Genomic DNA, 15432 nt, shown 5'->3' with positions numbered 1-15432 from the left:
TTTTTATGAACACTAGTGAAGCTCTTAACATTGCAATACTTATTCTTCAAGTGCTTTTCTTCATAGTACCAATAATGTTCTTTCTAATGATGATGAGAGCTAATACCTTTGCAAAAAAGAGACTTAAAAAAATAAGCTATATTCCAAACGTATCTTGGGATAGAATATACGATAGAGACTACGTAAAAAATAGGCTTGAAAAGATAGCAAACGAAGTAAAAGAGGGAAAGACATACGGTGTTATTTTATTCGGCCCACCAGGAACAGGAAAGACCATGATTGCAAAGGCTATAGCTAATAAGATGCAATGGAATTTCTTTGAGTTAAAGGCCAACGATATACTTAGTAAATGGTATGGAGAAAGTGAATATTTACTGTATTCGTTTTTAAACGATGTAGAAAATAATTCGCCCTCCATATTATTTATAGATGAAATTGATGGTTTTGCTATGAGTAGAAGTGATGATATCCACGAAGTTACTCATAGACTTGTTAACATTCTATTAACTAAAATTCAGGAAATGCATGATAAAAACGATAAAATACTAATTATAGGTGCTACTAATATACCTCAAGAAATAGACGAAGCTTTCCTAAGACCAGGAAGATTTGATGAGGTTATCTACGTCGATTTACCAGACGAAAAAGAACGTGAAAGAATATGGAAGGGATATGTAGGTATAGAAGGAATAGATTATTCCTTACTTGCTAAAAAGAGTAATAGATTTTCTCCAGCAGATATTAAACTGCTTTCTGAAAAAGTAATTTCAGAATGTAATGAAAAAGGAAAATATCCCTCTACAGAAGATTTTTTAAAATATATAGAAAACTATAAACCATCAGTATCTATATCTACTATAATTAAGTTTGAGAACATAGCTAAAAAATATTCTAGAACTAAAGTAGAAATAGAAAATTATGGTATTCCAGACGTAACGTGGAACGACCTAGGAGATCTAGAAAATGTAAAGAGTATAATAAGGGATTCTATAGAGCTTCCCTTAAAGAATAAGGATTTCGCTGAAAAATTAGGTATAAAACCAGTTAAAGGAATTCTACTTTATGGACCTCCAGGAACTGGTAAAACCAGTATAGCTAAAGCTTTATCAAATGAAATAAATGCTAGTTTCATAATCCTTTCAGGAGACGAAATAGCGTCTGCAGGACCGCTGAAAGCACCAGAACTTATTTCTGAAAAATTTGCTGTAGCAAAAGATAATTCGCCATCTATAATATTCATAGATGAAGTCGATATGTTAGCTAGAGCAAGAGCTTTTAATGAGTGGAGAAACGCTTTAACACAGCTATTAGCTGAAATGGACGGAATACGTGATATAGGAGATGTAATAGTAATAGGAGCAACAAATAGACCTTGGGACATAGATCCTGCATTATTGAGACCTGGTAGATTCGATAAGATAATATTCGTTCCACCACCAGATTATGTAGGAAGGATAAAAGTACTAAAGGTAATTACAAGAGGTCTGGAAATAGACGATTTTACTATTCAAGAAGTAGCTAAACTAACTGAAAATTTTACTCCAGCAGATCTTAAACTAGTAATTGAAGAGATAAAAAGAAATTTGCTTAAGGAAGCTACACAGACTAAAATACTAAGGACAAAAATAAACATAAATGATTTTAAAAAAGTTTTACAGATCGTAAAGCCTTCTGTTACGCAAGATCAAATAAAGCTCTATGAAGATTTTATGAAAAGAAATTAAATTACTTTCTTCTTAATAGTATTATGGAAATTACTATGATTATAGCTATAACTATTCCAATTATTATATAATAACTTAGTTTAGAACTGATGGTCGTGGATGTAGAAGATAATGGAACAGAGGTGTTAGTTGTAGAAGATGAAGTTGCGGAAGTTGTAGTAGGAACTGAAGTAGATATAGTAGGATATATAACATAATATGTCGAGTATGGATCTGTAAATATGTTTACAGTATTATTTACAATAAAATAATCTGATGAGTTTAACTGCATCAATCCACTGCTAGTTTTCTCGAGCACTATGACTCTTGCTAAATTATGAACCAACGTTACATTAAATAAAACATATCCGCTAGAGTTTATATTAACTTCTTCAGCAAAATATTTACTGTTATTATAATTTATTGTAGTATTTAGTGTAGATAATGGTTTTATTGTGTGAACTTGAGCGGTATAATTATTTTTAAACGCTACTATATAATAGGTTGTGGAATTCACAGATACTTTAGCTAAAATTCCTGGTGTTGATATATATACTGTATGAGTAAAATTAATATTAGCTGTTGACTCTAGACTTCCATTAACAGTTATTGCTATAGCTAAGTAAACATTGTTTAAGTGCATGATATTAATAGATACTGTTCTTATAGCCTTATGTCCGTTTATAAATACTATCATTTGCGAGGTATATATCATGCTACTAGTAATCTTGCCACCTATTATGAAGCTTTTCTGACTATAGGAAGAAAATGTTTTAGTACTAATGAACCCTATTAGACTTCCATTTATTCCATAAAATCCTATATAATGACTATAAATTTCTCCTCTATTTGATATGGGCTGTTTGACTATAGGTATTGTATTGTTAAAATTTACAGACGAACTTCCGTTCCAATATATTGCTGGAACTAGTGTTCCGTTAAGTTGAGATACAGTAACATTATATCTTTCAATCAATCCTATAGAATTATTGTGCAATGTCACCAATGAATATATATTGCTATATCTTTTAGGCATATTAATTGTAACTATTGAAGTTCTAAGATAAGATATAATTTTAGTAATTTGCGAATTCATAAGAAATGTATTCAAATGTCCAGAAACATTTGAATTTGGATTAACAGTCACAGTGATATTTAATACTGATGTACCATTAAGATATTGTAAAATAACTTCTGCAGAATTATTAATATATGTATATCCAGTCACACTTCCTGTAGTTACTAAATAACCTGCCCATACTACTTTTAACATTCCTTGACTATTAACTAAAACTCTTATTAACTGTGGAGAGGAATGAACAGTGATAAACATCCCGTCTCTTATTGATATAGTATAGTTTATTTCCTCATTTTTTAGGGTTCCTTCAGTAATATAATATATTGCATAATTATCTCTTAGATGAACATTACTTCCTTGAAAACTTGATGAGTAAAATCTTTCGCTAGATACCATATATATTGTAGAATTAAGGGATAACATATGCATGTAAGTACCATGTAGAGGCATTTGAGTGGGAATGAATAACACAGAATCATACTTTGAATAATATACTGTGTAGTTTGTAGAAGCTGGAGAATATGCTTGTAATTCTAATGTATTATATTCACTCATAAATGAAAGAGAAAATATAAAAAGAAATAATATGACGACAATTTTATGTTTTAGACTCATAAGTCTTCGTATTAGTTTCAACTATTTAAATTATAGTTTCAAGAAAAGAGATATCTCTTGATTTTCCAGTGGAACGGAACAGTGAATTGTCAAAAAATAAATTTAGCAATATAATATTCATTTAATTTTTTCTTATTTTTCTATAGAAACTAATTAGATAAAAAAAATATCCTAATATATAATTGCGTACATTGAAAATATATCTTCGTAAAATACACAATCTAAGTTAAAAATGCATTATTTTAAATTGGAATTAAACTTACCGTATCCTCCTCCTCCTGGAGTCTCTACTATAACTTCGTCATTAGGTTCTATCTCCATTGAGAACTTGCTAGGCATATTTTTACCAGAAATAGTGATCTTGCCAGGCTTTCCTCTTTCTCCTCCATCAATACCCCATGGACCTATCATAAATCTATCTGCTATAACTGATATTCTTGTCCTAGAAAGTATCCTAAATCCTCTAATAATACCATCTCCTCCAGGATATTTTCCTTTTCCTCCGCTATTTTCTCTAATATAATATTTAGTAAAGAGTATAGGAAATTGTTTTTCGGCTATTTCTATTGGTGTATTAAGAGTATTAGTCATATTGTTTTGAACTGCAGAAACTCCAGGCTTGCAAGGTCTACCTCCACTTCCTCCACCAATTGTCTCATAATATGACCAATATTTCCCATTAAAAAGACCTCCAAGCATAATATTCATCATTGTACCAGAACTTGCAGCTGGAACTTTATTAGGCAGAGCTTTTGATAAGGCTAGGAAAGTTACATCAGCTACTCTTTGTGAAGTTTCCACATTGCCGCCCCCTACTGCAGCCGGCTTTTTAGGATTTAGTAAACTACCTTCTGGTACTTTAATTTCAATAATAGAATAAAATCCGTCATTAGTAGGAATTTCCGGTAATAGCGATCTAACTGCAAAGGATACTGCAGAATACGTAACACCAAATACTGCATTTAATGGATTTTCCATTTGAGCTGAAGTTCCAGAAAAATCAGCAGATATTTTATCCCCAGTAATACTTAATTCTAGTTTAATAGGAACTAAGTTATTATTCCATTCTAAGTAATCTTCCGCATCAAAAATTCCTTTAGGCCATTTCCTTAATTGAGATAAAACTAATTCTCTCACATAATCTATAGATATTCTCCAATTTTCTTTAACATTATCATATTTCCCAAAAAGCTCCTTTACTCTAATTATACCTAATCTATTAGCTGCAATTTGTGCATTAATATCTCCTATAGAATAATCTGGAACCTTGAAATTCTCTCTTATGATAGATAACACACTTCTATTGATATTGCCTTTTTCCATTATCTTTAAAGGAGGAATTACTGTTCCTTCTTCATAGATAGTTTTCGCAAAAGGATTAAGACTTCCAGGAATTGGGCCTCCTACGTCAACATGATGGGCCTTATTTATTACATAACCGGATATTTTTCCATCTATATATATAGGAGCTATAATTCCTACATCGTTTAAATGAGTTCCAGAAATATAAGGATCATTAAATACTAACATATCATTTTCATTTAATTCTATACCTTCTTTCTCAATATAATTTAGAATATTAGTAACTCCTATTTTAAAAGATCCTAGGTGAACTGGTATATGTTCGGCTTGAGCAATAATTTTACCTTCATCGTTAACAATAGCACAACTGTGATCCATTCTCTCTCTAATGTTCGGAGAAAGTGCAGATTTTTTTAGCGCTACCCCCATTTCTTCGGCTATATATATTGAAGATTTATGAACTATTTCCCACATTTTGCACACCTCAAAAATATAGAACCCATTTTCCCTATATCCGCAGTCCACCCTGGCTTTACAACAGTAGTAGAGCTATATTCTTCTATTATAGCTGGTCCTTCTATATGAAAGCCTAATGGAAGTGATTCTCTAATATATACAGGAACGTTAATCCAGTCTTCAAATTTTACTTTCCTATAACTATTTTTTGGATTTAGCGTCGAAGGAGGATCTGGAATTTTAGGTTTAGCTGATAATATTATTGCAAAGACTCTAATTGTAACTACTTCAATAGGTTTATCCAACTTAAATCCATATACTGATAAATGTTTATTCTCGAAGTCTTGTTTTATTCTAGAAGGATCAGATACTTGAATAGTTAATTCCCATCCTTGTCCCTCATATCTAACATCGGCATATCTTATGAAATAATCGACTTTACCTAGTTTAGTTATTAGTTCTTTTTCTAGAGTCTCATAATCTCTGAATAAATCAGTAGGATAAGATTTTCTTGCTTCAAACTTTTTATCTGCAAAAAGCATTCCCATAGCACTAAATAGGCCAGGTGCAGGCGGTACCACAACTTCTCTTATGCTCAATTCTTCAGCAATGTCTAACGCAAACTGAGGACCTGCCCCGCCAAACGCAAAAAGAGTAAATTCTGAAGGATCTAATCCTCTTTCAACTGTTACTAACCTTATAGCTCTACTCATTTCGAGATTTGCTAGCTTTAGTGCATTAGTCGAGATGACTTCTTCATCACCTAACTCCTTAAGTCCTTTTATAGCTAAGTCCTTCCTTAATACCATATCTCCAGAAAGTAGTCTATCATTTATTTTACCTAGTACCAGGCTAGCGTCAGTAAGTGTAGGTTTGTCTCCTCCTTTATTATAACTCATAGGACCAGGATCTGCTCCTGCACTTAGTGGACCTATTCTTAATGCTCCTGCATCATCTTTCCATATTATTGTACCTCCACCAGCAGATACTTCTACTAAATCAACAAAAGGAAATCTAACAGGATAGCCTGAACCTTTAACTACTCTTCCATAATGAGTTTTGCCTCCAACCTCATACTCTGAAGTTATTTCTATTTCTCCATTTATAATTGATCCAGCTTTAGCTGTAGTACCTCCCATATCGAAGCTTATAGCGTTTTTAATACCAAGAAATTTAGACATTGTTAGTATTCCAACTACGCCTGCCGTAGGACCCGATTCAATTATTTGGACAGGCCTATACGAGGCTTCTTTAGAATCTATCAAACCTCCAGAACTGGACATTATATATAATCTGGGTCTTCCGAATTCCTGAAGCAAGTTTTCTAAAGATTCCAAATATCTAGATACTATAGGCATTAACAACGCATTTATAACAGTCGTGGAAGTTCTTTCATACTCTCTCGGCTCTGAAGCAATCTCACTAGATATTGAAATATACTTAAAATATTTACTCGCAATGTCCTTTACAATTTTTTCGTGAGAAGGGTTCAGATAAGAATGAAGAAAAGATACCGCTATTGAAGTAGCATTATTGTCAATCTCTTTTATTTTACTTTCTGCTTCCTCTTTATCTAAAGGTATTATTATATTTCCGTTAGCGTCAACTCTTTCATTAATTTCATATCTATATTCTCTAGGAACTATAACACGCGGTTTTTCAAAGTAAGGATTATAAAGTTCTGGCCTATTTTGCCTTCCTATTTCTATTATATCTCTAAAACCTTTAGTTGTTAGAAGTGCTATTTTAGGCAAATCTAAATTGACCTGCCCTAGTAGTGAATTTGTAGCTATAGTAGTAGCATGAATAATTTCAGACGTATTTATACCAATTTTTTTAATACCTTGATACACTCCAATTTCAGGATTTTTTGGTGTTGTAGATAACTTGTAATACTGCAAATTTCCCTTTTCATCCATAAAAATTATGTCAGTAAAAGTTCCTCCGACATCAACTGCTACAGGCATAAGTATGATATAAGAGTTTTTATTTTAAAGCGTTTTATCAAATTGTATTAAAAATAAAATAATAGATAACGTCTGAAAATACATCAAGTAATATTATTCAAGCAACTTAGTTAGAGCTAATATAAACAATTTTAACTTGTAAATATAGAAATTTATATATCAAATAAAGTTTCCCACATATTTATGAAGAAAATAACAATAGCAGGTTCTATGATAGGGACTATTATAGAATGGTACGACATTTTCATTTTTAGTTCTGGAAGCGTATATATAGGAGAAGAACTTTTCCCATCTAGTAATAAAGCAGTAGCTGTACTTGACGTATTATTGGTTTTTGCTCTAGGATTTCTAACCAGACCTATAGGAGCATTCTTATTTGGACACTATGGAGACAGAAATGGAAGAAAGTATTCATTACTTATTACGTTATTAATCTCTGGAATTTCTAGTGGTTTAGTAGGAGTTTTACCTACTTATGCACAACTAGGATTAATTACAATAATACTTCTTGTTATTTTAAGGCTAGTCCTAGGATTAGGACTAGGTGGAGAATGGGGAGGAGCTATATTGTTAGTTAACGAAACTAACGAAAGAAAAAGGGCGTTTTTTAGTGCATTTGTTCAGTCTACAGTAGGAATAGGTCTACTTCTTGGAACTGGAGTATTTTTAATTTTAACATCGTATTTACCTTCATCTGAAATGTTCTCATTTGGATGGAGAATTCCATTTTTACTTTCATTCATTATGGTGGCTGTAGGAATTACAATAAGACTAAAAATAGATGAAACACGGCTATTTACAGAGGTTAAAAATTCCGGATTAATTGTTAGATTTCCTGGTAAGGAGATGGTAGTCAGATATTGGAAAGAATTATTACTAGGAACGTTACTAGCAGGATCTTTAGGCACAATATTTTATGTTGGAGCTGTATTATTACCTGTTGTTTTTAGCGGACTAGGAATCATAAGTGAAAATATCTCACTTATAGCAGTAAGTTTATTAGCTATAGCTGATTTAACAACTGTATTTATATCTGGAAAAATCTCAGATATAATAGGAAGAAGACTGCTACTTCTGTTATCAAATTTAGGCTCTTTAGCAATTATCATTCCAGCATTTGAATTTAGAAATCCTGCATCGTTTATATTTTTCGTGACATTATTTGGAATTTTTCATGGATTAGGATATTCTCCATTAGCAGCTTCATTATCAGAAATGTTCCCCACAATAGTCAGATACTCTGGTAGTTCATCTGCTTATCAATTTGGAAATTCGTTTATAGCTGGACCTGCTAGCTATATATCAGATTTCTTAGGGTCAATCAGTTATGCTCTATATCCACTATATTCAATAGCATTTATTCTAATAGCCATCTATTCAACAATTAGAATGAAAGAAACAAAAGATTTACAATTGAATGAGTAAAAAGAATGACGAAAATTTATTAATTTAATATTACGTTAGTAGTTTATGGAGAAAACATATACAGGTCGATATATAAATTTACAAGCATTAGCACAAGAGATAAATAGTATATTAGCGGGTGAAGGATGGGAAAGCAGTACACAAATGATGAGCCCACCTATGGGAAGTATGCAGGACTATATAGTAAGAGGTTTAAAAAAAGGGCATATGCACCATGCTGAGGAATTGATTATAAGAATAACTGGAGCACCTAATGATTTTAGAATAATAATAGAAGAGGAACATATAGGAGCCTTAGGTAGAGAATTAATAGATCATAGATTATTCAAACAGATAGATAAGGAAATTAACGATGGGTTATTTGATATGCCTTACACTCCTACACCGTCACCACAAATGACTCCAACGCCACAAATGCCTTCAATGCAGCCCCAAATGCCACAGACGACAGCACAAGGTCTCAGATGTTCTCAATGCGGATATCAAAATCCTCCAGGAGCTAAATTCTGCTTAAATTGCGGAAATAAATTGATGTGACAGAAAACATTTTAACAGTTTTTTGATAATTAGCATGTAATATTATGATGCACCACCATTTTCATAGACGAGGATTAAGATATCTTATTCTTTATATGCTTGCTAATGAAGGAAACTTAACTGGAGCAGAAATAATGGAAAAAATTGAGGCAAATACTATGGGTATGTGGAAACCATCTCCGGGATCTGTTTATCCTATGATAAAAGCTCTTGAAGACGAAGGTTTAATAAAGGTAGTTAAAACTGAAGGTACGAAAAAATATTATGGAATAACAGATAAAGGAAGAGAAATAATAGGTGAAACAAGCATAGAAAATAAGATATCTAATAGTATAAGAGAGTTAGACTCGCTTGTGGATTATATTCTTGATAATTGGGATAATCTTTCTATAGATGAGAAAGAAAATATAAGAAAAATTTATGAAAAATTTAAAAAAGCTTTTGAAACTTAGAATATGGATCTTGCAGCGTAACTTACGCCTTCATTAGTCATTGGATGCTGATCAGCATAATCGGCTATCTGCCTAGCTGTAAGTCCATTAGCCATTGCTATTCCTATTTCATTGATTAGAGAAGGTGCATCAATTCCTATTATCCATCCTCCTATAAGCCTCAGACTAGTCTTTTCAAAGAAGAGTCTTATTTCGCCCTCCGTTTCCTCATACATTTGAGCTCTAGAATCCTTTGCAAAGGGATATGAAGCTTCCACTATTTCAATTCCATTCTTCTTAGCAATGTCTGGTGTTATGCCTATATACGCTATAGGAGGAAAAGTAAAGATTGTCTTAGGCACGCTATTGAAATCCATATAGTCTATTGGGGTACCACCAGACATTATATTATGAGCAGCAACTAAAGATTGCCTTACTGCAGAGTGGAAAAACATTGATATACCATTAATATCGCCTGGAGCAAAAATATTATTAACAGACGTGATGATGGAATTATCTACAATTATTCCTTTTCTATCAGTTTTTACTTCAGTTTTCTCTATACCTTTAGGATAAACTGGCGATCTACCAGTAGCTAATAAAACTTGGTCTGCAGTTAATAACTCCTTATTGCCATTATGTGAAAATATTACATCTAAAGATTTACTATTTTTCTTTACTTCTAAAACTGGGGAGTTAAATCTTATATCTATATTTTTATCCATTAATGATAATAAAGTGGAAGACAATTTACTATCAATTCCCCTTAATATCTTATCTGATCTTACAAGAACATGAACTTTTGTCCCCAAAATATTAAACATTGTAGCTGCTTCAAATGCTATATAACCGCCACCAATTATAACCATTTCTTTAGGCAATTCTCTTATAGGAGATTTATATTTATATAAATCGTCACTAGTTATACAAAGATTTTCACCTGGAAATTTAGGTCTAAAAGGCTCGCTTCCAGTAGCTAAAATAATATATTTTGCCCTTACATTTAGATCTTTATCTCCTTTAATTATAGCGTTATGATTATCCACTATTTCGACTTCTCCTTTTATAAACTCAACATGAGTTTCTGAAAGTTCTGATTTATGTTGCTTAAATCTGGTTTCCTGAACTTTATCTTTATGATTTTGGATTAATTGAAAGTTAACATCGATATTTGTATTTAATAATTTAGCTCTTTTTATCATTTGTGTTAATTCTCTGACTGTTTTGGAAGGAACACAGCCTTGATATAAACAATTTCCACCTAGTTCGCCTTTAGGATCGGCCATTATTACTGAAAAACCTGCTTTAGAAAGTCTAAACGCTGCAGGATATCCAGCACCTCCTGCTCCTGCTATTAAAACATCTACATCCATAATTCAATTATAAAATTATTATTAAAAAATTTATGTGAACTGCTTATCAAGAGAATTTAATGTTTCATCAATCTTTTCTATTCCAATATCTATATCTTCTTTGGATATTATCAATGGAGGTGATATAACTAACCAAGACGGTCCTCCAAAGACATATATACCATCATTCATCAAACGCTTTGTTAAAACGTCTACTGGAGTGCTCTTACCTTCATATTTATCTTCATAAGTGCCAAAAGGAGTTTTCTTAGAGTCTTTAATTAATTCTATAGCCCAAAATAGTCCCATGCCTCTAACATCACCTATACTTTTATGTCTCTCCTTTAATTCCTTTAGTCGATCACCTAAGTATTGTCCCATAGCTTTTACGTGCGACAGTAAATCCAGTCTTTTATATTCCTCTATAACTGCTGGAATTGCAGCCAAAGTAACAGGATGTGCTTCAAACGTGTGTCCATGCGCAAAAATATTATCTTCAAAGAATTCTGCTATCTCCTTATTTACTGCAGTAATTCCTATGGGAAGATAAGAAGCAGATGCACCTTTAGCAGTAGTTAGAATGTCAGGCTCTACGTTCCAATTATTTACAGCAAACCATTCTCCTGTTCTTCCCCAACCTGTCATAACTTCGTCAGTTATTAAAATCACATTATTCTCACTTGTTATTTTTCTTATTATTGGTAGATATTCTTTAGGTGGAACTACAACACCATTTGTTCCAGTAATAGGTTCAATTATAACAGAAGCTACGTTACCTTCATTTTTTATAACATAGTCCAAATATGTAGCACAAGCTATTCCACAATCTGGGTATTTAAGATTTAACGGACATCTATAACAATACGGTTCAGGTATTCTTACTACTCCTTGCATTGTGTTAGGCTCAGTAAACCATCTTCTATAATCTCCAGTTAAGCTCATTGAAGCTAAGGTAGAACCATGATAAGCCCTGTATCTAGCTACTACTTTATATGAAGGTTTTTTCACAAGTCTTGAAATTTTTATTGCTCCTTCATTAGCCTCAGTCCCAGAAGTAGAAAAAAAGAATTTAGTAAGATTTCTTGGCATCACTTGTAATAAAGAAGAAGCAGCTTTAGCCCTAGTTTCTGTAGCAAAAGCTGGAGATATGTATTGTAAATTTTCCAATTGATGTTCTATTTCTTTTATAACGTGATTATTTCCGTAACCCAAATTGACATTGACTAATTGAGAAGAAAAATCCAAATATTTTTTGCCAGCAGAATCGTAAAAATATACCCCGTCTGCCTTCACGATATTTATTGGTTCCCAACCTTTCTGTTTTCTCCATGTTCCAAAAGTATGCTCTCTAACAATCTTACTTGGATCTTCCATAAATGTAAACTATTATTAAACAACTATTAAACTTTTAAATGCCATTTTTGGAAAATTTCTAAATTTTTTATGAAGATTTCCATTCATTAACAAAGCCTATAACTTATCAATAATGGAATCAGCTATTTTAATTAATTCTATATACTTTTTTGCTAATTCTTCTTCCTTAAAACTACTTTTTGAAATAAGTAAAAAACATTCTTTTTCAGTTATATAGAATCCCTTCATAATATCATTAGGTTCATGTTTGATTAATTGCCTTATCTTGTCTATTTCACTACAAGCTATTTTCCTAAAATAATATATAATGAAATGTCCATCATATATTAAGTCAATATATGACTTACCATTTATAAAAAATCTAACTCCATTAGATATTTTATCTATTTTTGTAACTAATAATCCTGAGAATTTTAGTGTGTTTTCAATTTCTTCAGTAGAAAATCCTTGCATACTAATTATCTTGAATTATATTTTAAAAATGAATATGGAATATTCACAGTAGTTTTCTACATAATTATTAATTCATCTAAATCTCTAGAATTTTTCTCATATAGTCTTAGAAATTCGTTAAATCTTTCATCAGACATTATCTCCTTTATTTTGTCTACTCTAGATTGTATTTCGTCTCTTGTAATAACTTTAGATCTGTATAAATCAACAATTAGGAAAAGAACGTTAAACTGTATATTATAATCGTCAAAGTCCAACAAATCTAAAACATATTTCTTTAAATCCATAATTATTTCCGCACTGATCAACGAGTTTTTTAACATATTTGGCACTAAAGACCATACAGCTATTCTATCTAGTTCATTACCCTTAAGCATGGAAATAAATGTATTAATTACGTTATCTACGTCTTCCTTAGTTATAATCTTCCCTAGATACAAATCGTTAACCAAGAGCCATGCTTCTAGAGAACCGTCCTTTAAAGACAGAATAAGATTAGTCTTGTATTTATCTATATCAGAATAATCTATTATACCATTTTCTAAAAGAAAAGGAGTTTGTTGCCACGCATGTAATCTAACTGTCTCATCAGAATCGTTTAATAATTCTAAGAACTTTTCCTTTAGACCTATCAAGTCTTCCTTCGTTAGAACATTATTGTCTAAGATCCATTTAGTCTTAAACCATGCGTCTAACCTATCAAAAGGATTAGAAGCTATAAGAAGTTGCCTGTAGTCCATAATTTTCCATTTTTTCTTAATGATAAAAAAATCTAACTTCTATTTCTCATATAATTATATGCTCTATAATGTAGATATAATTTTATTGCATGAGAACAAAGTTCTTCCTTACATTGACATTGAGAAGAGACTAACTTATTGTTGTCTAATATTATCCTAACTTTATAAGAACCTATAGCACATTTAGCTGGAACAAGGCCGTCTACCACTGTTTTGTTACCGTCTTTTTTAACGCTTAGAATTTCAATATTCATAATATTAATTCTTCTCAAAAATACTTAAATCTCCATATGATGTTTTTCATCTTCTAAAATCTTTTCAATATCTCCTTGAATTGAAAAATTTTTAATGTAAAAATTTATTGCTGCAGTCTCTAATCTTATTATAACCTTTCTTGTTATTTTAAAACCAAAAAGTGAAATTATTATTCCAACCAAGAATAAAGTGTAGTACGTTGGCATTTCTAGTATTGAACGTCTATATTTTTTAAAATATTTCCAATGGGATTCTTCTTGTATGTATGATTCTTTAAGTTTTTCAGATTTAAATCGTACATAGAAGGCTTTGGCTATTCCTGCCGCTCCAGCTTCACCTAAAAGTGCAAAATAATATTTATCCATAGCTTAAGTTATAATATAAAAAATAATAAGTGTAAGTTAATTAGTTTTTAACTATAAAGCATACTCTCTATTTTAGATATCATTTCTATAGTTCTATCATTATGAGTCTCGCCCTTTATTATAGATAAAGAAAGTAGAATAAAACCAAATTCGCCTGCTACGTCTTCATAGCCTACTTTACCTTTTTTTAATTCTTTAAGAAAACTCCTAAGTTCGTTCCTTATCGATAACAAATCCTTCTTTGTTGAGCCCTTCTCTCCCATAGCGACAATACTTATACTATAAATCAAACTCCTTACAAGTTTCTGTAAATCTCTTATAGTTAGCTGTGCTAGTTCCATGTTACCATATATAATATAGGCAAAACTAGTTAATAACATTATTTTAAGAATTCGTTAATATTTCCGCCTAGTTTTATTCATCGGTTATATTCTATTGACTGTAATATTATTTGAAGTATACTATAATATTATTTATAAACCTATTGATTAAAACTTTTAATTGTACTACAATATAAAGTTTTATTTTATAAAAGTCGAAATGTTCATTGCTAAATTCTATACAATTATACTAGGTCGAATCTAATTAAAAACGATAGCTAAAAAACTAGCATAAACATTATATTAGTAATGAGCAAAAGACTATTAGCTCTAATAATACTTATAAGTTTTTCATTTATTATATGGTCTCAAAACACTTTCAAAGGCTATAGTGCTTCTTCGTCAACTCAAAATCTAACTCTCGTATTATCTAGTTAGAGTTTTCAAATATAATGTGATAAAGATGAATAAAAGCGAATATTACAACATTAGACATTATAGTTAAAGGAGGTAGCACTTTCTTGTTAAATGGAAATATAAATACTAGTAATATTACCGCAACCGCAATAGGTGAGATCTTTAAAGATTGTGATTTATTTGTAAGCTTTCATGATGACAATATTTCTGAAATAACATTAGAATTTTATGTAGCACAGTACGCAGTAAGCTATAAACTATAATTTTCCAGTATATTTCTCATTAAAAAGGAACATATTTTTTAAAATATGGCTCCATTTCTTTTCTTAAAAACAGGGCTTTCTCTTTATCATAAAACTCACATTCTGAAATTAGAGCAGCTAGTCTCATTGTTTCTATACGTGCTGTCTCATTTAGCTGGTATAATTCAAATTTTAGAGAAGAACTTTCCGAAGTTAGTTTAGACAACTCTCGTAATAGATCTATGCATTCATCTTCGTACATGCTTTCGATTCCTTTTGTAGTATCTCTATCTTCTCTATATCTTTCTTCACTTCCTCTACTCTCTTCCTCAAATCTTCTATTGTTTTCTTCTCTTCTTTTATCTTCTTTAGTATTTCTTCTTCTCTTGAACATGGCATT

Annotated in this window: 16 protein-coding genes; 5 read left to right on the top strand and 11 right to left on the bottom strand. The window is 31.3% G+C overall.

The genetic code is table 11. The features are described 5' to 3' along the window. The first annotated feature begins 5 nt into the window (after positions 1 to 5). Positions 6 to 1724, top strand: a complete 1719-nt coding sequence (locus DFR85_RS17955) for an AAA family ATPase (RefSeq protein ID WP_110269472.1) — start codon at positions 6 to 8, stop codon at positions 1722 to 1724. A gap of 1 nt (position 1725) precedes the next feature. On the opposite strand, the gene DFR85_RS17950 is transcribed toward DFR85_RS17955, so the two are convergent. From DFR85_RS17950 to DFR85_RS17940, 3 genes are all read right to left on the bottom strand, one after another. Then, the gene (locus tag DFR85_RS17950) at positions 1726 to 3336 is read right to left on the bottom strand and encodes a hypothetical protein (protein WP_162582555.1); all 1611 of its coding nucleotides are present in this window, start codon (positions 3334 to 3336) and stop codon (positions 1726 to 1728) included. A 297-nt stretch (positions 3337 to 3633) separates the two neighbouring features. After that, positions 3634 to 5172, bottom strand: coding sequence for a hydantoinase B/oxoprolinase family protein (locus tag DFR85_RS17945; protein ID WP_110269470.1), 1539 nt, complete (start codon positions 5170 to 5172; stop codon positions 3634 to 3636). After that, complete coding sequence (locus DFR85_RS17940) at positions 5160 to 7121, bottom strand: hydantoinase/oxoprolinase family protein (protein WP_110269469.1); 1962 nt, start codon at positions 7119 to 7121, stop codon at positions 5160 to 5162. The genes DFR85_RS17945 and DFR85_RS17940 overlap by 13 nt, the downstream gene beginning before the upstream one ends. Before the next feature lie 183 nt (positions 7122 to 7304). Here DFR85_RS17940 and DFR85_RS17935 point away from each other — a divergent pair, with 183 nt between their 5' ends. The 3 genes from DFR85_RS17935 to DFR85_RS17925 all read left to right on the top strand — a co-directional run bounded on the left by DFR85_RS17935 (position 7305) and on the right by DFR85_RS17925 (position 9535). Continuing rightward, positions 7305 to 8546, top strand: coding sequence for an MFS transporter (locus tag DFR85_RS17935; RefSeq protein WP_110269468.1), 1242 nt, complete (start codon positions 7305 to 7307; stop codon positions 8544 to 8546). A gap of 45 nt (positions 8547 to 8591) precedes the next feature. Further along, positions 8592 to 9083 (top strand): zinc ribbon domain-containing protein, encoded by a 492-nt coding sequence (locus DFR85_RS17930; protein WP_110269467.1) that lies wholly within the window; start codon positions 8592 to 8594, stop codon positions 9081 to 9083. Positions 9084 to 9178: 95 nt separating this feature from the next. Beyond that, positions 9179 to 9535 carry a PadR family transcriptional regulator gene (locus tag DFR85_RS17925; RefSeq protein WP_246252974.1) on the top strand — a complete coding sequence of 119 codons (357 nt, stop codon included), beginning with the start codon at positions 9179 to 9181 and terminating at the stop codon, positions 9533 to 9535. On the opposite strand, the gene DFR85_RS17920 is transcribed toward DFR85_RS17925, so the two are convergent. The 7 genes from DFR85_RS17920 to DFR85_RS17890 form a co-directional block, all read right to left on the bottom strand. Continuing rightward, a complete protein-coding gene (locus tag DFR85_RS17920) occupies positions 9532 to 10887 on the bottom strand; it encodes a dihydrolipoyl dehydrogenase (RefSeq protein ID WP_110269465.1) in 1356 nt (451 codons plus the stop codon). The genes DFR85_RS17925 and DFR85_RS17920 overlap by 4 nt on opposite strands. A 30-nt stretch (positions 10888 to 10917) precedes the next feature. Then, entirely contained in the window at positions 10918 to 12240 is a 1323-nt protein-coding gene (locus DFR85_RS17915; RefSeq protein ID WP_110269464.1) for an aminotransferase family protein, read from the bottom strand. A 96-nt stretch (positions 12241 to 12336) separates the two neighbouring features. Then, positions 12337 to 12693: a hypothetical protein gene (locus DFR85_RS17910; RefSeq protein ID WP_110269463.1), complete on the bottom strand. Its 357-nt coding sequence runs from the start codon at positions 12691 to 12693 to the stop codon at positions 12337 to 12339. Positions 12694 to 12749: 56 nt separating this feature from the next. Further along, positions 12750 to 13433, bottom strand: coding sequence for a hypothetical protein (locus DFR85_RS17905; protein ID WP_110269462.1), 684 nt, complete (start codon positions 13431 to 13433; stop codon positions 12750 to 12752). Between the two features lie 32 nt (positions 13434 to 13465). Further along, positions 13466 to 13687, bottom strand: coding sequence for a hypothetical protein (locus DFR85_RS17900; RefSeq protein WP_110271761.1), 222 nt, complete (start codon positions 13685 to 13687; stop codon positions 13466 to 13468). 24 nt (positions 13688 to 13711) lie between these two features. Then, positions 13712 to 14053: a ferritin family protein gene (locus DFR85_RS17895; protein WP_110269461.1), complete on the bottom strand. Its 342-nt coding sequence runs from the start codon at positions 14051 to 14053 to the stop codon at positions 13712 to 13714. A gap of 47 nt (positions 14054 to 14100) precedes the next feature. Next, positions 14101 to 14394: a hypothetical protein gene (locus DFR85_RS17890; RefSeq protein ID WP_162582553.1), complete on the bottom strand. Its 294-nt coding sequence runs from the start codon at positions 14392 to 14394 to the stop codon at positions 14101 to 14103. 500 nt (positions 14395 to 14894) lie between these two features. Here DFR85_RS17890 and DFR85_RS17885 point away from each other — a divergent pair, with 500 nt between their 5' ends. Further along, a complete protein-coding gene (locus DFR85_RS17885) occupies positions 14895 to 15053 on the top strand; it encodes a hypothetical protein (RefSeq protein ID WP_162582551.1) in 159 nt (52 codons plus the stop codon). A gap of 19 nt (positions 15054 to 15072) precedes the next feature. Here the strand turns inward: DFR85_RS17885 and DFR85_RS17880 are convergent, their stop codons facing one another. Next, complete coding sequence (locus tag DFR85_RS17880; RefSeq protein ID WP_210433930.1) at positions 15073 to 15426, bottom strand: hypothetical protein; 354 nt, start codon at positions 15424 to 15426, stop codon at positions 15073 to 15075. Positions 15427 to 15432 lie beyond the last annotated feature (6 nt).

This window comes from Acidianus brierleyi, assembly GCF_003201835.2.
Classification (GTDB): domain Archaea; phylum Thermoproteota; class Thermoprotei_A; order Sulfolobales; family Sulfolobaceae; genus Aramenus; species Aramenus brierleyi.
The sequence above is the reverse complement of the archived record's forward strand: the minus strand, read 5'-3'. Positions and strand labels throughout refer to the sequence as shown.